The sequence below is a fragment of the Micromonospora sp. NBC_01405 genome (genome assembly GCF_045040155.1).
Classification (GTDB): Bacteria; Actinomycetota; Actinomycetes; order Mycobacteriales; family Micromonosporaceae; genus Micromonospora.
In genome coordinates, this window is sequence record NZ_CP109532.1 from 6,608,157 (window position 1) to 6,626,418 (window position 18,262).

Sequence of the window (18,262 nt, forward strand, 5' to 3'; positions counted from 1 at the left end):
CGGGCCTGGTCACCGTGCAGATGTCGGCAGGTGGGGCGGCGGCTTCCGACACCTGAAGGACCGGCGCACACCGGGGGATCAGCCGGCGGGGCCCCCGGAAGCGGGTTCGGCGGTCGCCGCGAGGGCCCGCAGCACGTCCCGGCGCACCCGCTCGGCGGCGGGCCCGGACAGGGGCCCACGCGGTGGGCGGCACCGGCCGCCGAACCGCCCGGCGCACTCCATGGCGAGCTTGACGGCCTGCACGGACTCGGGCCGGGAGGCCCAGCCGAGGAGCGGGTGCAGCTCGGCGTAGAGCGGCAGCGCCCGGCCCAGGTCGCGGGCGACGCACAGCTCGTACAGCCGCACGGCCTCGCGGGGCACCGCGTTGGACAGGGTGGCGACCCATCCCGTCGCGCCGCACAGCACCAGTTCCAGCAGCACGTCGTCGGCGCCGGCCAGCACGTCGACGTGCGGGCAGAGGTCCCGCAGGCGGTGCAGCCTGCGCACGTCGCCGGTGACCTCCTTGACCGCGACGATCCCGTCGATCTCGGCGACGGTCGCCAACAGGTCCGGCGTGAGGTCCACCCGGGTGTCGTACGGTTCGTTGTGGGCGACCACCGGCAACCCGATCGCCGCCACCTCCCGGTAGTGGGCGACCACGTCGGCGTCGCGGGCGGCGGGCCCGTCGGGTGGCGGCGCGAGCACGCCGTGGGCGCCGGCCTCGGCGGCCTGCTCCGCCCAGCGCCGGGCCTCCCGGCTGCCGTAGCCACCGACCCCGGGCACCACCGCGCAGCCGGGCGGCGCGGCCTGCACCGTCGCCCGCACCACGGCGGCCCGCTCGTCGTCGGAGAGGGCCCGGTACTCCCCCACCGACGCGCACGGCGCGACCCCGTGGCACCCCTGGGCGACGAGCCAGCGGACGTGCTCCTGGAGTTGGTCCAGATCGACCGACAGGTCGTCGCGGAACGGCGTGACGATGTCCACCAGCACGCCCCGCCAGGGCCTACCAGCTCTCACTCGGGCATCCTTCCTCCGCGCCGGCACCACCAGTCGCCCCACCCCCGCTGTGCGTGCCGGCGCCGGGTGCGGTCCGTACCGGAACCTTAGGAACGGCCCTCACCGCTGGTCTTCGGACAGATGCCGGAACAGGCGCGCTACCGCCCGTCCTTTTGTCGCGACTTCGACAGTGGACCTTGCGCGGGGACCCACCCGCACCGGAGGGTAAGGACTGGCGGTCGCGCGGCCCCTGTCGCGCGGCGCAACCAGGGGAGATCCATGCACGGTGAGCTCCAGCGAATCGTCGACGCCGTCGCCGCCCGGGTTGGGCGGCCCGCCCTCATCGAGGACCGACGGCAGCGGGTGGTCGCCTACAGCGAGCACAACGGCCCGATGGACGACGTCCGCCGGATGTCGATCCTGCGCCGGCAGACGACGCCGGAGGTGATCGCCTGGTTCCGGGGCATGGGCGTGCTCACGGCGCGCGAGCCGGTCCGTACCCCCGCGTACGCCGAGCTGGACCTGCTGCCGAGGGTCTGTGTGCCGATCCGGCACGACGACCTGCTGCTCGGATTCGTCTGGTTCATCGACGCGGACGGCTCGATGACCGACGCCGACATCGCCACCGCGACCAGCGCCTTCACCGACCTGTCGCTCGCCCTGTACCGGGAGAACCTGCTCGGCGAGCTGGCCTCGCAGCGGGAGACCGAGGCCACCCGCACGCTGCTGGTGGAGAGCCGGGAGGCCCGCGAGCACGCGGCGCGGGCGCTGCTGGAGGAGGGCACGGTGGCCGGCGACGGTACCACCGTCGCACTCGTCGCCCAGCTCGTGCCGGCCCGGGGGCGGCAGCCCGACGAGGTGGCCCGGATCGCCCTGGAACAGGCCCTCGTGACCACCCGCCGGTGGATCGGGGTGCGGGAGACGCTGCACCTGGTCTGGCACGACCACGGGGTGCTGCTGATCTGCGGCGACCGGGTCGCCGGCCGCCCCTCGCCGGAGGTCTCCGCCGGCCACCTGGACGAGGCGCTGGGCACCGCGACCCGGGGCCTCGCCTCGGTGTCCCGGACCGTGACCGGGGTCGGCGAGCCCCGCGCCGGGCTGGCCGAGGCGGTCGAGTCCTACCAGGAGGCCGCGCAGGCGGCCCGGGTCGGGACACAGCTTTCCGCGCTGGGCCGGGTGGTCTCCTGGGCCGGCCTGGGCATCTACCGGGTGCTGTCCCAACTGGACAGCCAGCACCTCGACGTCGCAGGTGTGCACCCCGGGCTCGAACGGCTGCTGCACGACGACGCCCACCAGGTGCTGCTGGAGACCCTGGAGGCCTACCTCGACCTGGCGGGCAACGCGCACGCGACCGCCGAGAAGCTCCGGCTGCACCGGACCACCCTCTACTACCGGCTGCAACGGGTCGAACAGCTCGCCGGGACCGACCTGAAGGACGGCAACGAGCGGCTGTGCCTGCACCTGGCGATGAAACTCGGCCGGCTCACCGGCCACTACCGGACGACGTGACCGACGGCGGCCCGGGGAGGCCGGAAACACCGACGCGGGCTTCAATCTGGCAATCGTGATCAATCTTGAGCATGGAGAGGCAGGACGCGCCGAGTCCGAGGAGTTGCTCGCCGCGGTAGAACGAGTGTGGCAGGCAGCAGCCGACGACGGCGACGGCCTAGCAGCGGCTGCCCTCGTCGACCTGCACACCCATCACAAAGACCCGTCGACGTGCTCGGCGGAAACGGCCTCTCGGTCAAGTACAGCTACGACCAGGCCGTGACCACTCTCGCCTACCCGGCGGCGCCCCCGTACGACGGCGGCTGGCAGCAGTACTGCCAGGGCACGACCTACCGGCCCGCATCTGGCCGTTCCAGGAGAACAAGATCGCCCTCGGCTGCGGCTTCAGCGGCCCGATCTGGCTACGGCTGTACAACGACGCGTACGGCTACGTGAACGGCATCATGAGCACGTTGGACGGCAACGGGGTGAACCGGAGCTCGTACTTCGACACCGCGATCATGGACGTCTACCACTCGGTGGCGAACCGCACCTGAGTCACCCGGCAGGGGGAAACGCCGACCCCGACCGTGATCCGTGGGATCCGGTCGGGGTTCGCGCCCGTCCCACCGAGGTGGTGCTCCGGTCGCCGGCCGGCGGCCGGAACGGCCGAAGCGCCGGGGCCGGCAGAGAGGAGCGGAAGATGAAAAACGGGTGGGTGGTGGCCGGGGGGCGGTCACGGTCGTGCTGGCCGCCGTCGTGGTGGCCGGGGTGGTGACGGCCGCCGGTCCGGACCGGATGGGCAGCGCTCTGCCGGCGCCGATGCCGACCGAGTGAGGCCCCCGAGCCCTCACGGTTCCCCGGCTAACCGATCCGGTACTGGTCGCCGTAGACGGCGAAGACCAGCGGCGTGTTCAGGTCGAAGTTGCCGTTGTTGAGGAACACCCGCTGGGCGGTGTCGACCCGGGACGTGTCGGAGTGGGCCGCCTCCTTCTTCATCTCGGCGACCCGCTCGTCGAGGAAGGCGTGCAGCCAGGTCCGCTCGTCGCCGCCCTGGGCCGGCGGCTTCGTCCGGGCGAGGGCACGGCTGCGGATCGCCCGCATGCCCTCGTAGCCGTGCATCACCGCCGCGTCGTAGTAGGCGAACTGGCCGAGCGCCCGGACCCCGTCGGCCTTGCCGTCGCGCACCGACGGATTGAAGTACACCCGGTCCCGCTCGGCCTCCTGGGCGGCCTGGAACACGCCGTCGGCGGCGGCGGTGCGCCAGTCGCGGGGGAAGTTCGGGTCGAGGCCCGCGTGCGAGTCGGTGCCGTTGACCCTGCGCAGGGCCGGCAGGTACGGGGCCAGCACGTTGCTTGGCTTGGTGGCCGTGTACGCCTCGACCAGTTCCAGCATGTCGCCGGTGCCGGAGCAGAAGCCGATGATGCCGGCGGTGTAGCCCCGCCCGTCGCCGATGTCCTCGATGTAGGAGAACTGGGCCCGCCAGTTCAGCGACGAGTTCTCCGCGGCGGAGACGAGCTGCATGGCCACGTCCTTCTTCGCCGGGTTGTCGAGGTTGACGCCGGCGGGGGCGGACGGGCTGGGGGTGGCGCCCCCGCCGGGCAGAGTCCAGCGCTGGTTCGCGCTGCCGGCACAGGTCCAGATCTGCAACCGGGTGCCGTCGGCCGTGTTCCGGTCCGTGACGTCCAGGCACTTGCCGGAGCCGGCGTTGACCAGGGCGCCGTTGGACGCGCTCCACCGCTGGGCGCCGGTGCCGTTGCAGTCGTACAGCTGGACCTTGGCGCCGTCGGTGGTCGACGCGGCGGTGACGTCCAGGCACTTGCCGAGCGCGCGGACCGAGCCGTCGGCGTTGCCGACGGTCCAGACCTGGGCGGCGGTGTTGTTGCAGGCGTAGAGCTGGACGGCGGTGCCGTTGGCGGAGCTGGCGGCGGCGACGTCGACGCACTTGCCGCCCAGTCCGGTGATCGGCCCGGCGGTCGCGGCGCTGGCCGACGGCAGGCCGTAGCCGACCACCGCGGCGGGGACCAGCAGGGCCACGGTGAGGTAGGCGGCTGTCCTCTTGGTGGGCATGGCACTCCTAGGTTGGGGGACGGGCGGTGCCGCCGGCGGCCGGCGGCATGGTCGGGGGTCAGCCCCTGTGGGCCCCGATTGTCGGGTGTGGTCGTGGGCGGCCCGGGCCATGCCGCCGCAGGTGTCGTCGTTCGGGTACGCGCCGGGGCAGGGCCGGTTCCGGTTCAACGACCTGGCGGCGGGGACCAGGGCGAGAATGTGGGAATGCGGCACGGGACCGGGCCTCCTTCGGGGATTGTCGAGTGCCCGCGACAATTAGGAAACTGTATTAACAAATAACAGTACGTCGATGCACTGTCAATCGCCGCGCCCGCCTCGGTGCCGCTGCCCTCTCCGCGGCTGCGGGACCCGCGCGACGCTCGTCCACCCCCACCGCCCGGTCATGCCCACGGCAGCCGGTTGCCGGTGCGATCCGCTGTCGGCAGCCCCGCCAGGTGGTCGAGCCCTGCCAGGTCCACCGCCAGCTACCAGACTGGAAGAATGTGAAACTGCGTGGGCGGCTCGGGAACCGTGTCTTCGACGTGGCACGGTGGTGCTGGATCGGACGCCATCGCGTTGTGGCGGTCATCGTCAGGTAGGTTGCCTGCGTGGATCCCTGCCTGCGCTTGGCCCTGCTTGAAGCCGACTATCTCAACGACGCGGTCGCCGAGATCCGCGAGCTTCCGGTCGAGGAGCTCAAAGCCCGGTATGCCGAGGTGCTCGCGTTGGAAGTCTTGGCGGGCGCAGATCAGGCGTCCTGGACCGACGAGGCGGATCTGTGGGACGCGCTGCCGGACGGCGCCGACGGCACCATCCGGTCGCTGACCGGCATCGAAGGCTTTCCGGAAGTGAACAACCTGTACCTGCGCGAGTCCGAGGTCAGTGATCTCGGACCGCTCACCGCGCTGCCTGCGCTGGAGCTGCTGTGGGTCGGCGTGCCGCCGGACGCGGACCTGACCCCGCTGCTGGCCTGCGATCAGCTCAAGCGGGTGCACATCGGCTGTGCGGCCGTGCTGCACCCAGCGGGCCACGAGGTGCTCGCGGCACTGGCCGCGCGCGGAGTCCAGGTGGACAACTTCCTGCCTGACCCGGTCGAGGCGGCGGCACCATTCAGTGATCCGATCCTGAAGCTGGCAGTGCTCGATAGATTGAAGGGCTCGGTCGAGCTGCCGCCGACGTACTTCTTCGACGAGTTCGAGTTCGACGAAGGCAACCTGGCCCGGCTGATGACGGTCGTGATACCCCAGGCGGCGCTCGACACCGTCCACTCCCTCGGCTGGTTCATGGGTGGTGGGCACCACACGGCACACATGGTGTGGCAGCAGTGGGACGGCGAGTCCGACGAGTTCCACATCCGGTCGCTGGCGGGCGTGGAGGCGCTGCGCAACCTGCGCGAGCTGAAAATCACCCCGCTCGCCGTGCTACCTGCGCACCAGATCGCGCAGCTGCGGGCGGGTGGCGTCACGGTCAGCGAATTCGAGTAAGCAGCGCAGCGGGCAGCGTCGCTCGCTGCCGTAAGGCGTACGGTGTCGTCGTGATCGACAAAGCGGTGGCGGGCGCGAACGCACTGACGCGGCGGTGGGTGGACACGCGCGGCTCCGAAGCCTCGGCTGCGGTGTCCGGGGCCGGGGTGTGGCCACTGCTTGCCTAGCTGGCCCCGGCCGGCGCCGTCGGGGTGCTCTACGACGACCAGGAAGCGCTCGACGCCTGGGTGCGCGAGCAGACCGACGGCGTGCTTGACCGGATGCCTGTCACGATCAATCCGCTGACGACGTTGATGCTGGCGTCGGTGCTGGTCGCCCGGATCCAGTACACCGGCGCGCCACCGGCGAAGCGCCCGCTGCAGGTGCGGCTGCTGCTGGACCGGCCATTCGCGTTCGTGGCCAGGCACCGCCACTCCGGACTTGCGCTCATCGCCGGCTGGGTCGCGCAAGCAGATGCCTCGTCCGCGTAGACCGGCGCGCCGGTGGCCCGGACGTCCAGGCGGTGACGGCGTCAAGCCGCCTCCGCCTGCGCCCATCCGCCGACCGGAACGCCGGCGGCAACTCGTCGCACCACCCATGCGCTCACAGATTTCCTAGCGGATGGCGTAGGCGAGGCCGTCAGTGCGGATCATGATTGGACTGCCCACACCCGGGATCGCGGGGCTGCTGTGCCACGCGAAGTTCGTGGAGATCAACTACTCGCGCCGCTGGCCGCGCAGGGGCCCGGTGCAGCGGTTTCCACGCTGCGCCGGGCCCCTGCGTCGCGCGCCGACGGGACGGTTCGTCGGCGCCCCCGTTCGCTGGTCAGTAGCGCGACCACCTCTGGTTGGCGCTCCCGGAGCAGTCCCAGAGCTGGAGCTTGCCCCCGTTGCCCGGATTCTGGTCGCGCACGTCGACGCACCGGTTGGCGCTGAGGTTCACCAGGCCACCGGAGGCGTTCAGGGTGAACCGCTGGGCCGGGTTGCCGTTGCAGGTGACGAGGTTGACCTCGGTGCCGTTGGCGGTGCCGGCCCAGGCGGGGTCCATGCACTTGCCCATCGCCCGCACCGTGCCGTCGCCGGCGAAGGTCCACGCCTGCGCGGCGGTGGTGTTGCAGTCCCAGATCTGCAGCTTGGCGCCGTCGACCGGGTTGGCGCTCGGGATGTCGATGCACCGCCCGCTCTGCGCGCCCCGCAGCCGCGTGGTGCCGGTGGGCGGGTTGCCGCCGTCGGTGTAGCCGTTGACCCGGACGTAGTCGACCAGCATCTGCTGCGGGAACTGGGTGGTGCCGTCCGGGTAGCCCGGCCAGTTGCCGCCGACGGCCACGTTCAGGATCATGAAGAACGGGTGGTCGAAGACCCAGCGGTTGCCGCCCAGCCGGCTCGGGTCGACGCGGTGGAACTCGACGCCGTCGAGATACCAGACGATCGAGTTGGGCTCCCAGTCCACCCGGTAGGTGTGGAAGCCGTCGGCCAGCGGCGCGCCGACGGTGCGGCTGCCGGTGACGCCCCCGCCGCCGGAGTAGCCGGGCCCGTGGATGGTGCCGTACACGGTGTTCGGCTCCCGGCCGATGTTCTCCATGATGTCGATCTCGCCGGCGTTCGGCCAGCCCACGCTGCCCATGTCGTTGCCGAGCATCCAGAACGCCGGCCAGATGCCCTGACCCCGGGGGATCTTGATCCGGGCCTCGAACCGGCCGTACGCCTGGGTGAACGTCGCGGCGGTCAGCAGCCGGGCCGAGGTGTACTCGCACCGGCCGTAGTGGCACTGGTAGTTGGCCGGGTTGTCCCTGCGCGCGGTGATGACCAGGTTGCCCTGGCCGTCGTGCACCGCGTTGCTGGTGCTGTTCGTGTAGTACTGCCTCTCGTTGTTGCCCCAGCCACCGCCGCCGATGTCGAACCGCCACTTGCTCTGGTCGACGGCCGTGCCGGCGGAGGCGTTGAACTCGTCCTGCCAGGTGATGCCGCCGATCGCCGCCTGGGCGGGCGCGGTGGGGCCGGGCAGGACGAGGGACGCCGCGGCGACGACGAGGGCGACGGCGGCGCGGGCGAGCGCACGGGGCGCGGAACGGGATCTGATCACGGGAGCCTCCTCGGGAACGGTCGTACGGGCGGCGGTGGGGCGCGGTCAGCCCCGCCGCCACTTCTGGTTGGCGGTGCCGGCGCAGTCCCACAACTGGAGCCGGGCGCCGTCGCCGCCGTTCCAGTCGGCGATGTCGACGCACCTGTTGGCCTGCGGGTTGACCAGGTCACCGGCGGCGGACAGGACGAACTGCTGGGCGGGATTACCGCTGCAGTTGGCGATCTGGATCACCGCGCCGTTGGCGGTGGACCCCCAGGCCACGTCCATGCACTTGTTGTTCTGGGTGCGCAGGGAACCGCCGGTGAGGGTCCACGCCTGGGCCCCGGTGCCGTTGCAGTTCCACATCTGCAGGGGCACGCCGTCGGAGAAGTTCGAGTTCGGCACGTCGACGCACTTGTTGTTCCAGTTGCTGATCAGCCGGTTCCCGCCCCCGCCGCCGGTCGTGACCAGCGACAACCCGTACGCGCCGAGGATCTCGTTGACCGGCTGGAAGAAGGTGGTGCCCCCGGTGGAGCAGTTGCCGGAGCCGCCGGAGGTGACCCCCTGCGCCTGATTGCCGCTGATCCACGCCCCGCCGGAGTCGCCGCCCTCGGCGCAGGCGTTGCTGCGGGTCAGGCCGGACACCGCGCCCTGGGCGTAGTTCACGGTCTCGTTACGGCCGAGGATGGTGCCGCAGCGCCAGCCGGTGGTGCGTCCCGAACGGCAGACGGAGCTGCCGATCGCCGCGTCCTGCGAGCCGGCCACCGTGACGTTGCCGCCGGAGTAGTTGTTCACCCAGGGCTGCGGGGTCCAGTTGCTGTTGGTTCGTACCCAGCCGTAGTCGTTGCCGGGGAAGGACGAGCCGGCGAACGTGCCCTGCGCGACGTTGTTGAAACCGAGCGTCGGGCTGCCGGTCCCGCCGCAGTGGCCGGCCGTGACGAAGCCGCCGGCGACCGCGAAGCCGACCGAGCACAGCGTGTTGCCGTTGATGACGTACTGGTCGCCGCCGCGGATGTCATACAGCGGGCGGGGCACGTCGGCGGACTCGACGACCCGGACGGCGTCGGCGGCGACGCCGCTGGTGCGCGTGAACGCGGTCGCCTCGGCAGTGGCGCCCGGCGCCACCGTCAGCACCACACTGTTGTCGGCGACGTCGACGTACCAGCTGCGGATCCGCTGCGGGTCCGCCCGGACGGCGTGCCGGTCGAGGGCTCGCCTGACGGTGCCGAGGTCGCGCTCGCTGCGGGCGACGACGGTGGCGTCGGCGCCCTCGGCGCGGACGACGGCGGCCAGCGCCCGGTCGGTGACCGCCACGGTCAGCCGCTGCCCGCCCGCCGGAATCCAGGCTCCGGCGAACGCCGCGCCGAGCCGGGCGCGCAGCCGCTTCTCGACCGGCGGCGCGGCGGCTTCGGTGCGCAGCCTGGCGGCGACCTGGCCGGCGGTCAGCCCGAGGTCGCGGCGCATCGCCGTGACCAGCTCCGGCGGGAGGCCGGCGGCGGCCGTCGTGGTGGCCGCCGGGGCAACGGCATCCGGGACGGCATCCGGGACGCCGTCGGCGCGGGCCGCCAGCGGGGACGCGACGACGAGCAGGAGAGCTGCGGTAACGGTGCCGAACGCGCGGAGCTGTCGCGGCATGGGGTCCTCCCGAGGTCGTACGGTGGGCGGTCGCGGCGGGGCGAGGCGAGGGCTGTGGGCCACCCAGAGAGCGCTCTCAACGAAGTTTGTCGATGTGAACGATTTCTGTCAAGACTGTTACCAGTTGGCCGCCCGGCACTGCCCCCGGCCCCGGTCCGGAGCCCGACGCCTGCCCACCCGCTGCGCGGAGTCCGTCACGCAGGGGCGCCGCGTCGTCGGCTCCCGTCCGGGCCGGGCCGAGGGGGCGGCGCTGTCGGGGGCAGCACCGGTGCGGCCCTGAGCAGGGCAGCCACGTCGCCGCTCGTCCGCATCACGGTCCGGTCGGGACGTACGAGCGCCGCGCGGGCCCCGCCCCGGCGCAGCCATCGCCCGAGGCCCGAGGCCGGCTCCACGGGCACGAGCACCACCCGCCGCCGCCGCGCCTCGGCGACCGCCTGCGGTCGCAACGACCCGACGGCGAGCACCGCGAAGGAGGACCCGAGCACGTCGTCGAGGCGGCGGCCGTCGCCCAGGACGGGGTTCGGGCAGAGCCGGCCGTTGCGGCTCCACGGCGACCAACGCCGTCGGCGCAGGGCCGAGCGTCGCAGGGGCGGGGTCGTGCTGTCGAGGACCCTGGCCCGCAGGCCCGGAACGCGGACCAGCCGGGGCGCGACGAGCCGGCGCAGCAGGTCGCCGGCCTCACCGCCCTGGGTCATGGCCCGGCCGACGCCCACGGCGAGCCGGATCAGCGCGGTGACGTGGGGCCGCCGCTCGGTCTCGTAGCTGTCCAGCGCGGCGGCGGGCAGGGCGCCGGCCAGCACGGCGGCGATCTTCCAGGTGAGATTGCCGGCGTCCCGGAGACCGGCGCCCAACCCCTGGCCGATGAACGGCGGGGTGAGGTGGGCGGCGTCGCCGAGAAGAAACACGGGCCCGGCGTGCCAACGGTCGACGATCTGGGCGCGGAAGGTGTACTCGGCGCAGCGGACCACCGCGAGCTCCTCGAACGGCAGGTCCCGCGTCCACGGCCGGACCAGCTCGTGCAGGGTCCGCGGAGCGGACATGACCGCCGCCGTCTCGCCGGGCAGGAGGCGGAACTCCCAGCGGTAGCGTCGCGCCCCGACGCGCAGGTAGGTCGCGGCCCGGCGGGGGTCGCACACCTGGTGCACGCCCTCCCACGCGTCGATCGCGGCGTCGGTGTCGACGTCGACGACGAGCCAGCGCTGCGCGAAGCCGAGGTCGCGCATCCTCGACCCGATCCGGGCGCGGACGGTGCTGTTGGCGCCGTCGCAGCCGAGCACGTACCGCGCGCGCAGCGCCTGCCGCTCCCCCGATCCCCGGTCGGTGACGGCGACGGCCACCGGGCCGTCGCCGTCGGCGGACACGGCGGTGACCTCGACGCCCCCGCGCAGGGTGACCAGGGGGTCCTGGTCGACGGCGCGGCGAAGGATGGCCTCCAGTCGCGGCTGGTCGAACATGTTCGCCTGGGGGTGGCCGTGGGCTCCGTCCGCCGTGCCCCGGCTGAACTGCGCCAGGACACGGTGGTCGGGGCCGAGCAGCCGCAGCCCCTCGGCCGGCCGGGAGACCGCGGCGAACTCCTCGTGCACCCCCGCCCGGTGCAGGATCCGGCACACCTCGTCGTCGAGGTGCACCGCGCGCGGCCGGGGGTAGGCGGCCGGCCACCGGTCGAGCACGACGGACCGGACACCGTGGACGGCGAGCAGCCGGGCCGCCACCAGCCCGGTCGGCCCGGCGCCGACGATGACGACGGGCACCGGATCGTCCACCGTTCCTCCTCGCCTGGCCTCATCGGCTCACCGGCCGCCCTCGCCCGGCGGCCCGGGCCCGCCCGCTCCGACCGTACCGACCGCCACCTCAGGCGGCGGTGACCACCCGGTGCAGGCGGCGTGCCTCGGTCACCATCCGGGACGCCCCGCCCCGGCCCGCGACCTCCGCCAGCCCCGCCACCTCGATCCGGACCCCGGTGCTCGCGGCCGTCTCCGCCGCCAGGGTCAGCAGGTCGGGCAGGCCCCGGGGCGGCGTGGGGGCGGCGAGCAGCGGCGGCAACGCGGCGGCCAGCAGCCGCCACACGCTCAGCGGCGCCCCGGCCGCGGCCGCATCGCGCAGCGGCTCGACCACGCGGGTCGGCTTCACCACCTGCGCGGCGACCAGCGCACCGAGATGCCCGCCCACCCCGGTGGGGTCGAGGCGACCCGCGCCGGCCAGGCCGAGCAGGGCATCCAACGTGGCGATCCGGTCGGTGCCGTGGCGGGCGCCGAGGCCGTAGGCGAGCGCGAGATCGACGGCGGCCCCACCAGGGCCGCCGCACTCGACGAGCGACGGCAGCGCCACCGCGCCGTCGCGCCGGTCCATGTCGGCGGCGGCGGCCACCTCCGGCAGGACGTACACGGCGACCACGCCCAGGTGGTGGGGCAGAACCGACGGCCAGAGCCGCGTCCAGCCGTGGTACTCCGTCTCCACCGGTGGGGGGTCGGTGGTCAGCAGGCCGTACCGGTCGTCGTACCCGTCCGGTGGGCGCAGCTCGACCGCGACGCGGCGGGCCGGCAACTGTTCGTACTCCCAGTCGTAGCCCGCTTTTCGGGCTCGGCGGGCGAGGGTGAGGACCCGCATGACCGGGGCCGGCAGCCCACCGGAGCGCAGCCAGCCGGCGAGCCGGTCACCGGCCGGGGTGCGCAGCGCCTCGGACTTGCCGGCCAGCGCCTCGTCGGCGCCGGTCGGCAGGCGCAGCAGCGCCTGGGTGAGATCCCAGTGCCACGGCTCCCGGTCGCCGAGCGCCGTGAGGCGTTCCAGCAGCGCCAGCGGGTCGAGTGCGCCGTTGGCCGAGGTGGGGGTCGCGAGCAGGCCGGGGTGGCCCGGTTCGCCGAGGTGGTGGCCGATCTCGGCGAGCCGGGCCCGCAGCAGGGCGTGCGGCGCCGGGACCCGGGGGTCGGTGGCGACCAGTTCCGGTTGCGCGGGCGACCGGTCGGTGCGCCGCACGGCGGCGAGCAGCGCGCCCCACCGGGTGCGCTGCGGGGCCGCCGGGCGGGGCTCGCCGGCGGATTCCAGCACCGCGCCGACGAGGCCACACAGGCAGCACGGGTCCCAGCTGTGCTCGCTGGCCCAGGACCAGTGCCTCCGGGCGAGGACCGGGTCGAGCGCGGCGCGCACCCGCGCGCCGTCGGTCGCGGCGAGCCGGACCAGCCCGTCGAGGATCCGGTCGTGCGGCTCCCCGTGCCGCTCGGCGCCCAGCAGCGCGGCGACCTCCTCGGCGAGCTCGTCGACGTCGGTGATCGGGGCCGGGGCGGGTGCGGACGGCCCCGGGGGCGGCAGGTCGTCGCCGCGCGGCCCGGTGACCGCCGGGCCCGCACCGGCGCTCCGGGCAAGGCCGTGCCGGGTGGCCAGCGCGGCGGCGCGCTCGCGAAGGTCGACGGCGGGGTGCTCGGCCGCGACGGCGATCACCTCGGCGATCTCCGCGGCCCGGTCCCGGTGCCCACGGGCGAGCCGGTCGAGCCAGGTGAGCTGGCCGCGTACCAGCGCCTTGTCCGGGCGGGCCAGCACCTCGCGGGAGGTGTCGAGCACCGCCTCCAGTTCCAGGTCGGACACCTCCCGCAGCGCCTTCTGGGCCATGGTCGCGACGGTGGCCGGGGCGTCGGCGAGCAGTCGCAGGTAGTCTGCGCGGCGGGCGGCGACCTCGTCGGTGGTGGGTTGGAGCTCTCCGAGCAGGATGGTGAAGGCCCGCAGCGCGGCCGGTCGGTCGGCGCGCAGCAGCCGGCCGACAGCGCCGTCGAGCAGGGTGGCGCGGTCGACGAGGCCCTCGGCGGCGAGCTGCGCCAGCGCGGTCGGGAACGCGTGCGGGCGGCGGTCCCGCCAGTCGGTGACGATCTCGTCGAACATCATCGGCGCGCCGAGGCCGTCGACCTCGAACAGGCGGGGCAGCAGCGCCGGCAGGAGCGGGTCGGCGCGGAGCCGGTCGACCAGTGGCACCGGCGCGCCGCGTAGCCGCCGGTCGGGGCTCGACAGGGACTGCACCCACAGCTCGACGAACCGGTCCCCGGACGGCGGCTCGGCGTCGGTGGGCAGCAGCGCGGCGACGAACCGCCAGTGCTCGACCCAGGTATCGCGGTGCAGCTTGTCGACCATCCGCCGGGCGAGGTCGGGCAGCCAGGCGACGCCACGGTCGGCGGCGACCGCGCGGACGAGACTCGCCGCCCGCTCGCCGTCGGCGGTGACGGAGCGGCGGGCGAGGATCGCGCCGGCCTGGGCGGCGGTGGGCAGGCAGCCGACCGCGAGGACGGCCAGGGCGGTGCCCTTGCCCGCGCCCCAGAAGGACGTCCGCCCCTTGAACCAGTCGGTCAGGGCGACGCCGACGGCGCGGCGGCGGTCCTCGGGCAGCCCGGCCAGGGCGTCGACGATCAGGCCGGCCGACCCGGCGTCGATCAGGTCGAACAGGTCGCTGGTGCCGCCGGCCGCCAACTCCCACCGGCGCCGGACCGTGGTCTTCACACCCGCTCCCGCACGTCGGCCGTGGCCATCCGGGTGGCCAGCGCGTGTTTGCACGGCCCGCGCTGGCCACGGTGCTTGGCCCACCAGGGGCAGGTGCAGGTGAATTCGCCGTCGGGCAGCCGGCGTACCCGGTAGACCTCGTCGCCGCTGCGTACGGTGGCGCCCGCCTCGTCCGACGCGACGGCGCCGGCGTCGAGCAGCGCCCGCGCGCCCACCAGCCGCGGGTTGTCCCGCTCGGCCCGGCCCGCGTCGTAGGGCATGACGCGATGGAAGTAGGCCGCCTCGGAGACGTCGTAGCCGACCCGCCCGGCGGTGCCGAGCTGGGCGAGGGCGCCCCGGACCCGGGCCGCGTCGATGCCGGCGGAGGTGGCCAGGGCGTCGACGTCGACGGTCGGGTCCCAGGACAGCAGGGCCGAGACCAGCTCGGCGTCGTCGACGACGTCGTCGCCGGCCAGGGCGGTCAGCGCGGCGCCCTCGCCGGAGAACCCACGGTAGGGCTCGGGTGAGAGGGTCAGCGACAGTCGCAGGGCCCCGGTGTCGAGCTCCCAGGTGCTGGGCAGCGCCGCCGAGCCAGGCGCGACGGTCGGCCCGTAGACGCGCAGGGTCCGGGCGAAGCGCAGCATCCCGCGCAGGGCGGCCAGCCGACCCGCGCCGGCGAGGCACACCGCGCCGGGGACGGGCCGGGACGTCAGCCGCAGCGACCTTCCCGCGGGCACCGCCCAGAGCACCGACCGGTCATTCGACGTCGGCAGCCGGCGCAGGAAGACGGCGGCCTCGGCCGCCGGGATCTCCGCCCGCGGCTCGAACGCCGCGGCCAGCACCTGCACCTCGGCGAAGCCGCGCAGCCAACGCACCGGCAGCGGCACCTTCTTCTCGACGACGGCGCCGTCCATGGTGGACACGGTCAGGTCGTCGGGGCCGACCGACAGGTGCAGCGGGTCGAGGCCGCCGACCCGGGCGAGCGCCTCGCGCAGCGGATTGTTGACGTCGACGTTGGTGGTGCCATGCTCGACCACGTCGCCGTCGAGCCCGGCCGGCAGGGCGTCGAGGCGGGCGTAGACCCCGCAGCAGCCGGAGAACGACTCGAACCGGAGCCGGTCCCGGCTGCCGGTGACGACCGGGTCCAGGCTCGCCGGGCTGACCGGCCGGTAGTAGCGGGTGCGGGCCACCTCGGCGACGGCGAGCAGCCCGACGGCGGCCTGCTGGGGGGTGGTGAGGAACCCGGTGAAGAACCGGGGGTTCGGCGCCGGGCCGCCGCTGGTCTGCAACGCGAGACCGTCACGGCGCAGCGTCGAGGATCCCAGGTACCGGTACGTCTGTTGGGTACTCACGGGTCGGGACGGTACAAGATCGCTCCGACAGTTCCGCCGGACCGCGTCACGTCGGACCGGTCGACACCGGGCCGGGTCCCGCCTCAGGGACGGCGAGACGGCGGAAGGGGCGGGGAGACAGCGCGCGGTGGACCGCCCCCGGCGCCATGGTCGGGCCACCGCGCCGTCCACGGCCGACTTCGACACAGGACCGGCATGACCGTCTGCTGATTTGTGAGACGACACGCCAGGCGAGTTCTCCATAATCAGCAGACGATCATGAAAAGCGGCGCTAGAACGGATCAGCGTACGGACGCCTTCTCACCTGGTCGTAGATCTCGCGCAGCCACGGCTGGCGGACCTCGGGCAGCCGCGCCAAGGTGGAGAGGAACACGTCCCCATCGGGCCGGAACGGCCCGCACGGCATCAATGGCAGCGGGTCGTCGCGGCGGGCGTCGGCGGGCGTCGTGCCGGCTCCCGGAACGGGCCGCCGATCGTGGTGGAAGGCCAGATAAGCCCAGATGTCCCAGGGCAGCGGCACCACGGCTGCCGCCCCGGTCAGCGCCCAGCGCTCGCCGGTCTGCGGGTGTTGCGGGACGAGGGCAATGTCCGGGGTGATGGCAGGCAGGGCCGGTCCGACCAGGGCCAGGGACCTGGCCGGTGGCCCCGGCGGGAGCAGCGCGTCGAGTGCTCGGCGGAAGGTGCCGGCGACAGGGCCGTCAGGGACAGTCACCCGGGTACCGGACGACACGGCCAGCAGGCGGGCCAGCGCCACCGCGACAGCGGCCTCCCACAGCGGACTCCACTGCCCAGGCGGCTCGACCGGCGGCATGCCGGGCCGCCCCTCTCGCAGGGCCTCCCACCCGAGCGCCTGAGGTGGTGGGGCATCGCCGGTGACGCGGCGGACCGCCTCCGGGTCCAGCCACACCGCCTGCCAGCATCCGCAGTCGTCAACGCGGGTCGCTACCGGTCGCCCGCACCGGACACACGCGAGATTAGGGCCGTCTCCCTCGCCAAAGCCGCAGCACGAGCCACCGGACCGCCCCGGGATGAAGCCGGTCCCGCACATGTCGCCCGGTGCTACCACGACAGCTCCTCGCGGCCCCCACGACAGCGCGTGCTCCGGCGCGTACACACCACGGGCTTCCGCCTCAGCCGCACCGACCTCGGCCCAGGGTCGCCACGGCGGCCCGAAAGGAACGGGGCGCACCGCATACGTCCCGGGCTCCATCAGCACGCCGAGCAACCCGTAGCCGTACCGCTGGCCGGCGTGGGCAGGAAGCGGCACCCGCGACACCGGCACGGTCAGCGGGGCGCCGCAACCCGCACACGTGAACAGGGTCATGCGACCTCCCGGGCCCTGACCCCTAAACTATCCCGCAGCGCAGCCCGGGGCGATGCGCGGGCGTGGTCTCAGCTCTCGACGGCCCGATGAGGCATAGGGCCACGGTATGAGGCATCCGACATATATTCACTGCCCTGAATGGCTAGTAGGCTCGGGCCAGTCCGTTCGCGCCGTCTCCCCGGCAGCACCTGGCCCCCGGGACCGGCCAGATCACGGGAGGCTGGAAGATGACGCCGTCACCCCACCGCCGCCGGTCGGCCGCTGCGGCCGTCCTGTTCGCCCCGGTGCTGGCCGCCGCCATGGCCGGCGCTCCGGCGAACGCGGCCCCGGCCACCGGTGACATCCTGCGCGCGGGCGGCGTCACCGCCGTCGAGGGCAGCTACGTGGTGGTGCTCGCCGACGCCGGCGGCCGGGCCGCCGATACGGCTACGAGGCTCGCCGACCGGTACGGCGGTTCCATCGGCCAGGTCTACGGCGTCGCGCTGCGCGGGTTCGAGGCCCGGCTGTCGGAGCGGGCCGCCCGGCGGTTGGCCGCCGACCCGGCCGTGGCGTACGTCGAGCAGAACCACGTGGTGTCGGTGGCCGCCGGCGTCCAGCTCAACCCGCCGTCGTGGGGACTCGACCGCATCGACCAGCACCTGCTGCCGCTGAACCAGCGCTACGCCTACCCGAACACCGCGCCAGGCGTGCACGCGTACGTCGTCGACACCGGCATCCGCGCCACCCACGTCGACTTCACCGGCTCCGTCGTCGGCGGGTACGACGCCGTCGACGGAGCCCTGCCCGCCGACGACTGCAACGGTCACGGCACCCACCTCGCCGGCACGATCGGGGGCCAGCAGCACGGGGTCGCCAAGGACGTCCACCTGGTCCCGGTGCGGGTGCTCAACTGCGCCGGCAGCGGCACCTACGCGCAGGTCATCGCGGGGGTCGACTGGGTCACCGCGAACGCCGTGAAACCCGCCGTGGCCACCATGGGCCTGGGCGGCAACGCCAGCACCGCGCTCGACAGCGCGGTCACCGCCTCCGTCAACTCCGGCGTCACCTACACCGTCACCTCGGGCAGCTCCGCCACCAACGCCTGCAACTACTCTCCGTCGCGGGTGCCGGCGGCGCTCACCGTCGCCGGCACCACCCCGACCGACGCCCGAATGAGCTCCGCCAACTACGGCTCCTGCCTGGACCTGTTCGCCCCAGGGCAGGGCATCACCTCGACCTGGCACACCAGCAATACCGCCACCAACACGATCAGCGGCGGGCCGATGGCCGCCGCGCACACCGCCGGGTGCGCGGCCATGGTCCTCCAGGACCACCCCACCTGGACCCCCGCCCAGGTGGCCGCCCACCTCACCGGCACCGCCACCACCGGCGTCGTCGGCGCTCCGGGGGCCGGCTCGCCCAACCGGCTGCTCTACTGCGGCGGCTGAGTTCGCGGCGGCGACACCGGACGAACCCGG

13 protein-coding genes are annotated in these 18,262 nt (G+C 73.8%); 5 read left to right on the forward strand and 8 right to left on the reverse strand.

Going from position 1 to position 18,262, the window contains the following annotated elements; all coding sequences use genetic code 11:
• Positions 1 to 78: 78 nt before the first annotated feature.
• A complete protein-coding gene (locus tag OG559_RS28535) occupies positions 79 to 996 on the reverse strand; it encodes a dihydrodipicolinate synthase family protein (RefSeq protein WP_405109402.1) in 918 nt (305 codons plus the stop codon).
• Between the two features lie 258 nt (positions 997 to 1,254).
• On the opposite strand from OG559_RS28535, the gene OG559_RS28540 reads away from it, so the two are divergent.
• Both OG559_RS28540 and OG559_RS28545 read left to right on the forward strand, forming a co-directional pair.
• The gene (locus tag OG559_RS28540) at positions 1,255 to 2,484 is read left to right on the forward strand and encodes a PucR family transcriptional regulator (protein ID WP_405109405.1); all 1,230 of its coding nucleotides are present in this window, start codon (positions 1,255 to 1,257) and stop codon (positions 2,482 to 2,484) included.
• 693 nt (positions 2,485 to 3,177) lie between these two features.
• On the forward strand, positions 3,178 to 3,300 hold the full coding sequence (locus OG559_RS28545; protein WP_405109408.1) for a hypothetical protein: 123 nt from the start codon (positions 3,178 to 3,180) through the stop codon (positions 3,298 to 3,300).
• 27 nt (positions 3,301 to 3,327) lie between these two features.
• On the opposite strand, the gene OG559_RS28550 is transcribed toward OG559_RS28545, so the two are convergent.
• A complete protein-coding gene (locus tag OG559_RS28550) occupies positions 3,328 to 4,533 on the reverse strand; it encodes a chitosanase (RefSeq protein ID WP_405109411.1) in 1,206 nt (401 codons plus the stop codon).
• A 587-nt stretch (positions 4,534 to 5,120) separates the two neighbouring features.
• Here OG559_RS28550 and OG559_RS28555 point away from each other — a divergent pair.
• Together OG559_RS28555 and OG559_RS28560 are read left to right on the forward strand one after the other, a co-directional pair.
• On the forward strand, positions 5,121 to 5,996 hold the full coding sequence (locus tag OG559_RS28555; protein WP_405109414.1) for a DUF6892 domain-containing protein: 876 nt from the start codon (positions 5,121 to 5,123) through the stop codon (positions 5,994 to 5,996).
• Positions 5,997 to 6,187: 191 nt separating this feature from the next.
• Positions 6,188 to 6,466, forward strand: a complete 279-nt coding sequence (locus OG559_RS28560) for a hypothetical protein (RefSeq protein ID WP_405109416.1) — start codon at positions 6,188 to 6,190, stop codon at positions 6,464 to 6,466.
• 334 nt (positions 6,467 to 6,800) lie between these two features.
• Here the strand turns inward: OG559_RS28560 and OG559_RS28565 are convergent, their stop codons facing one another.
• From OG559_RS28565 to OG559_RS28590, 6 genes are all read right to left on the reverse strand, one after another.
• On the reverse strand, positions 6,801 to 8,054 hold the full coding sequence (locus OG559_RS28565) for a family 16 glycosylhydrolase (RefSeq protein ID WP_405117049.1): 1,254 nt from the start codon (positions 8,052 to 8,054) through the stop codon (positions 6,801 to 6,803).
• Between the two features lie 48 nt (positions 8,055 to 8,102).
• Positions 8,103 to 9,671, reverse strand: a complete 1,569-nt coding sequence (locus tag OG559_RS28570) for a ricin-type beta-trefoil lectin domain protein (protein ID WP_405109419.1) — start codon at positions 9,669 to 9,671, stop codon at positions 8,103 to 8,105.
• Between the two features lie 194 nt (positions 9,672 to 9,865).
• Positions 9,866 to 11,434, reverse strand: coding sequence for a bifunctional 3-(3-hydroxy-phenyl)propionate/3-hydroxycinnamic acid hydroxylase (locus tag OG559_RS28575; protein WP_405109421.1), 1,569 nt, complete (start codon positions 11,432 to 11,434; stop codon positions 9,866 to 9,868).
• A gap of 88 nt (positions 11,435 to 11,522) precedes the next feature.
• On the reverse strand, positions 11,523 to 14,150 hold the full coding sequence (locus OG559_RS28580; protein ID WP_405109424.1) for a DUF6493 family protein: 2,628 nt from the start codon (positions 14,148 to 14,150) through the stop codon (positions 11,523 to 11,525).
• A complete protein-coding gene (locus OG559_RS28585; protein WP_405109427.1) occupies positions 14,147 to 15,481 on the reverse strand; it encodes an SWIM zinc finger family protein in 1,335 nt (444 codons plus the stop codon). The genes OG559_RS28580 and OG559_RS28585 overlap by 4 nt, the downstream gene beginning before the upstream one ends.
• Before the next feature lie 271 nt (positions 15,482 to 15,752).
• Positions 15,753 to 16,388 carry a hypothetical protein gene (locus tag OG559_RS28590; RefSeq protein WP_405109429.1) on the reverse strand — a complete coding sequence of 212 codons (636 nt, stop codon included), beginning with the start codon at positions 16,386 to 16,388 and terminating at the stop codon, positions 15,753 to 15,755.
• Between the two features lie 644 nt (positions 16,389 to 17,032).
• Between OG559_RS28590 and OG559_RS28595 the strand changes: the two genes are divergently transcribed.
• Positions 17,033 to 18,232 (forward strand): S8 family peptidase, encoded by a 1,200-nt coding sequence (locus OG559_RS28595; RefSeq protein ID WP_405109432.1) that lies wholly within the window; start codon positions 17,033 to 17,035, stop codon positions 18,230 to 18,232.
• Positions 18,233 to 18,262 lie beyond the last annotated feature (30 nt).

What these genes read in the sequence shown, in the direction of transcription:
- OG559_RS28540 (WP_405109405.1), top strand. Translation starts at nt 1,255, where the DNA reads ATGCACGGTGAGCTCCAGCGAATCGTCGACGCCGTCGCCGCCCGGGTT.
- OG559_RS28550 (WP_405109411.1), bottom strand. Translation starts at nt 4,533, where the DNA reads ATGCCCACCAAGAGGACAGCCGCCTACCTCACCGTGGCCCTGCTGGTC.
- OG559_RS28570 (WP_405109419.1), bottom strand. Translation starts at nt 9,671, where the DNA reads ATGCCGCGACAGCTCCGCGCGTTCGGCACCGTTACCGCAGCTCTCCTG.
- OG559_RS28595 (WP_405109432.1), top strand. Translation starts at nt 17,033, where the DNA reads ATGACGCCGTCACCCCACCGCCGCCGGTCGGCCGCTGCGGCCGTCCTG.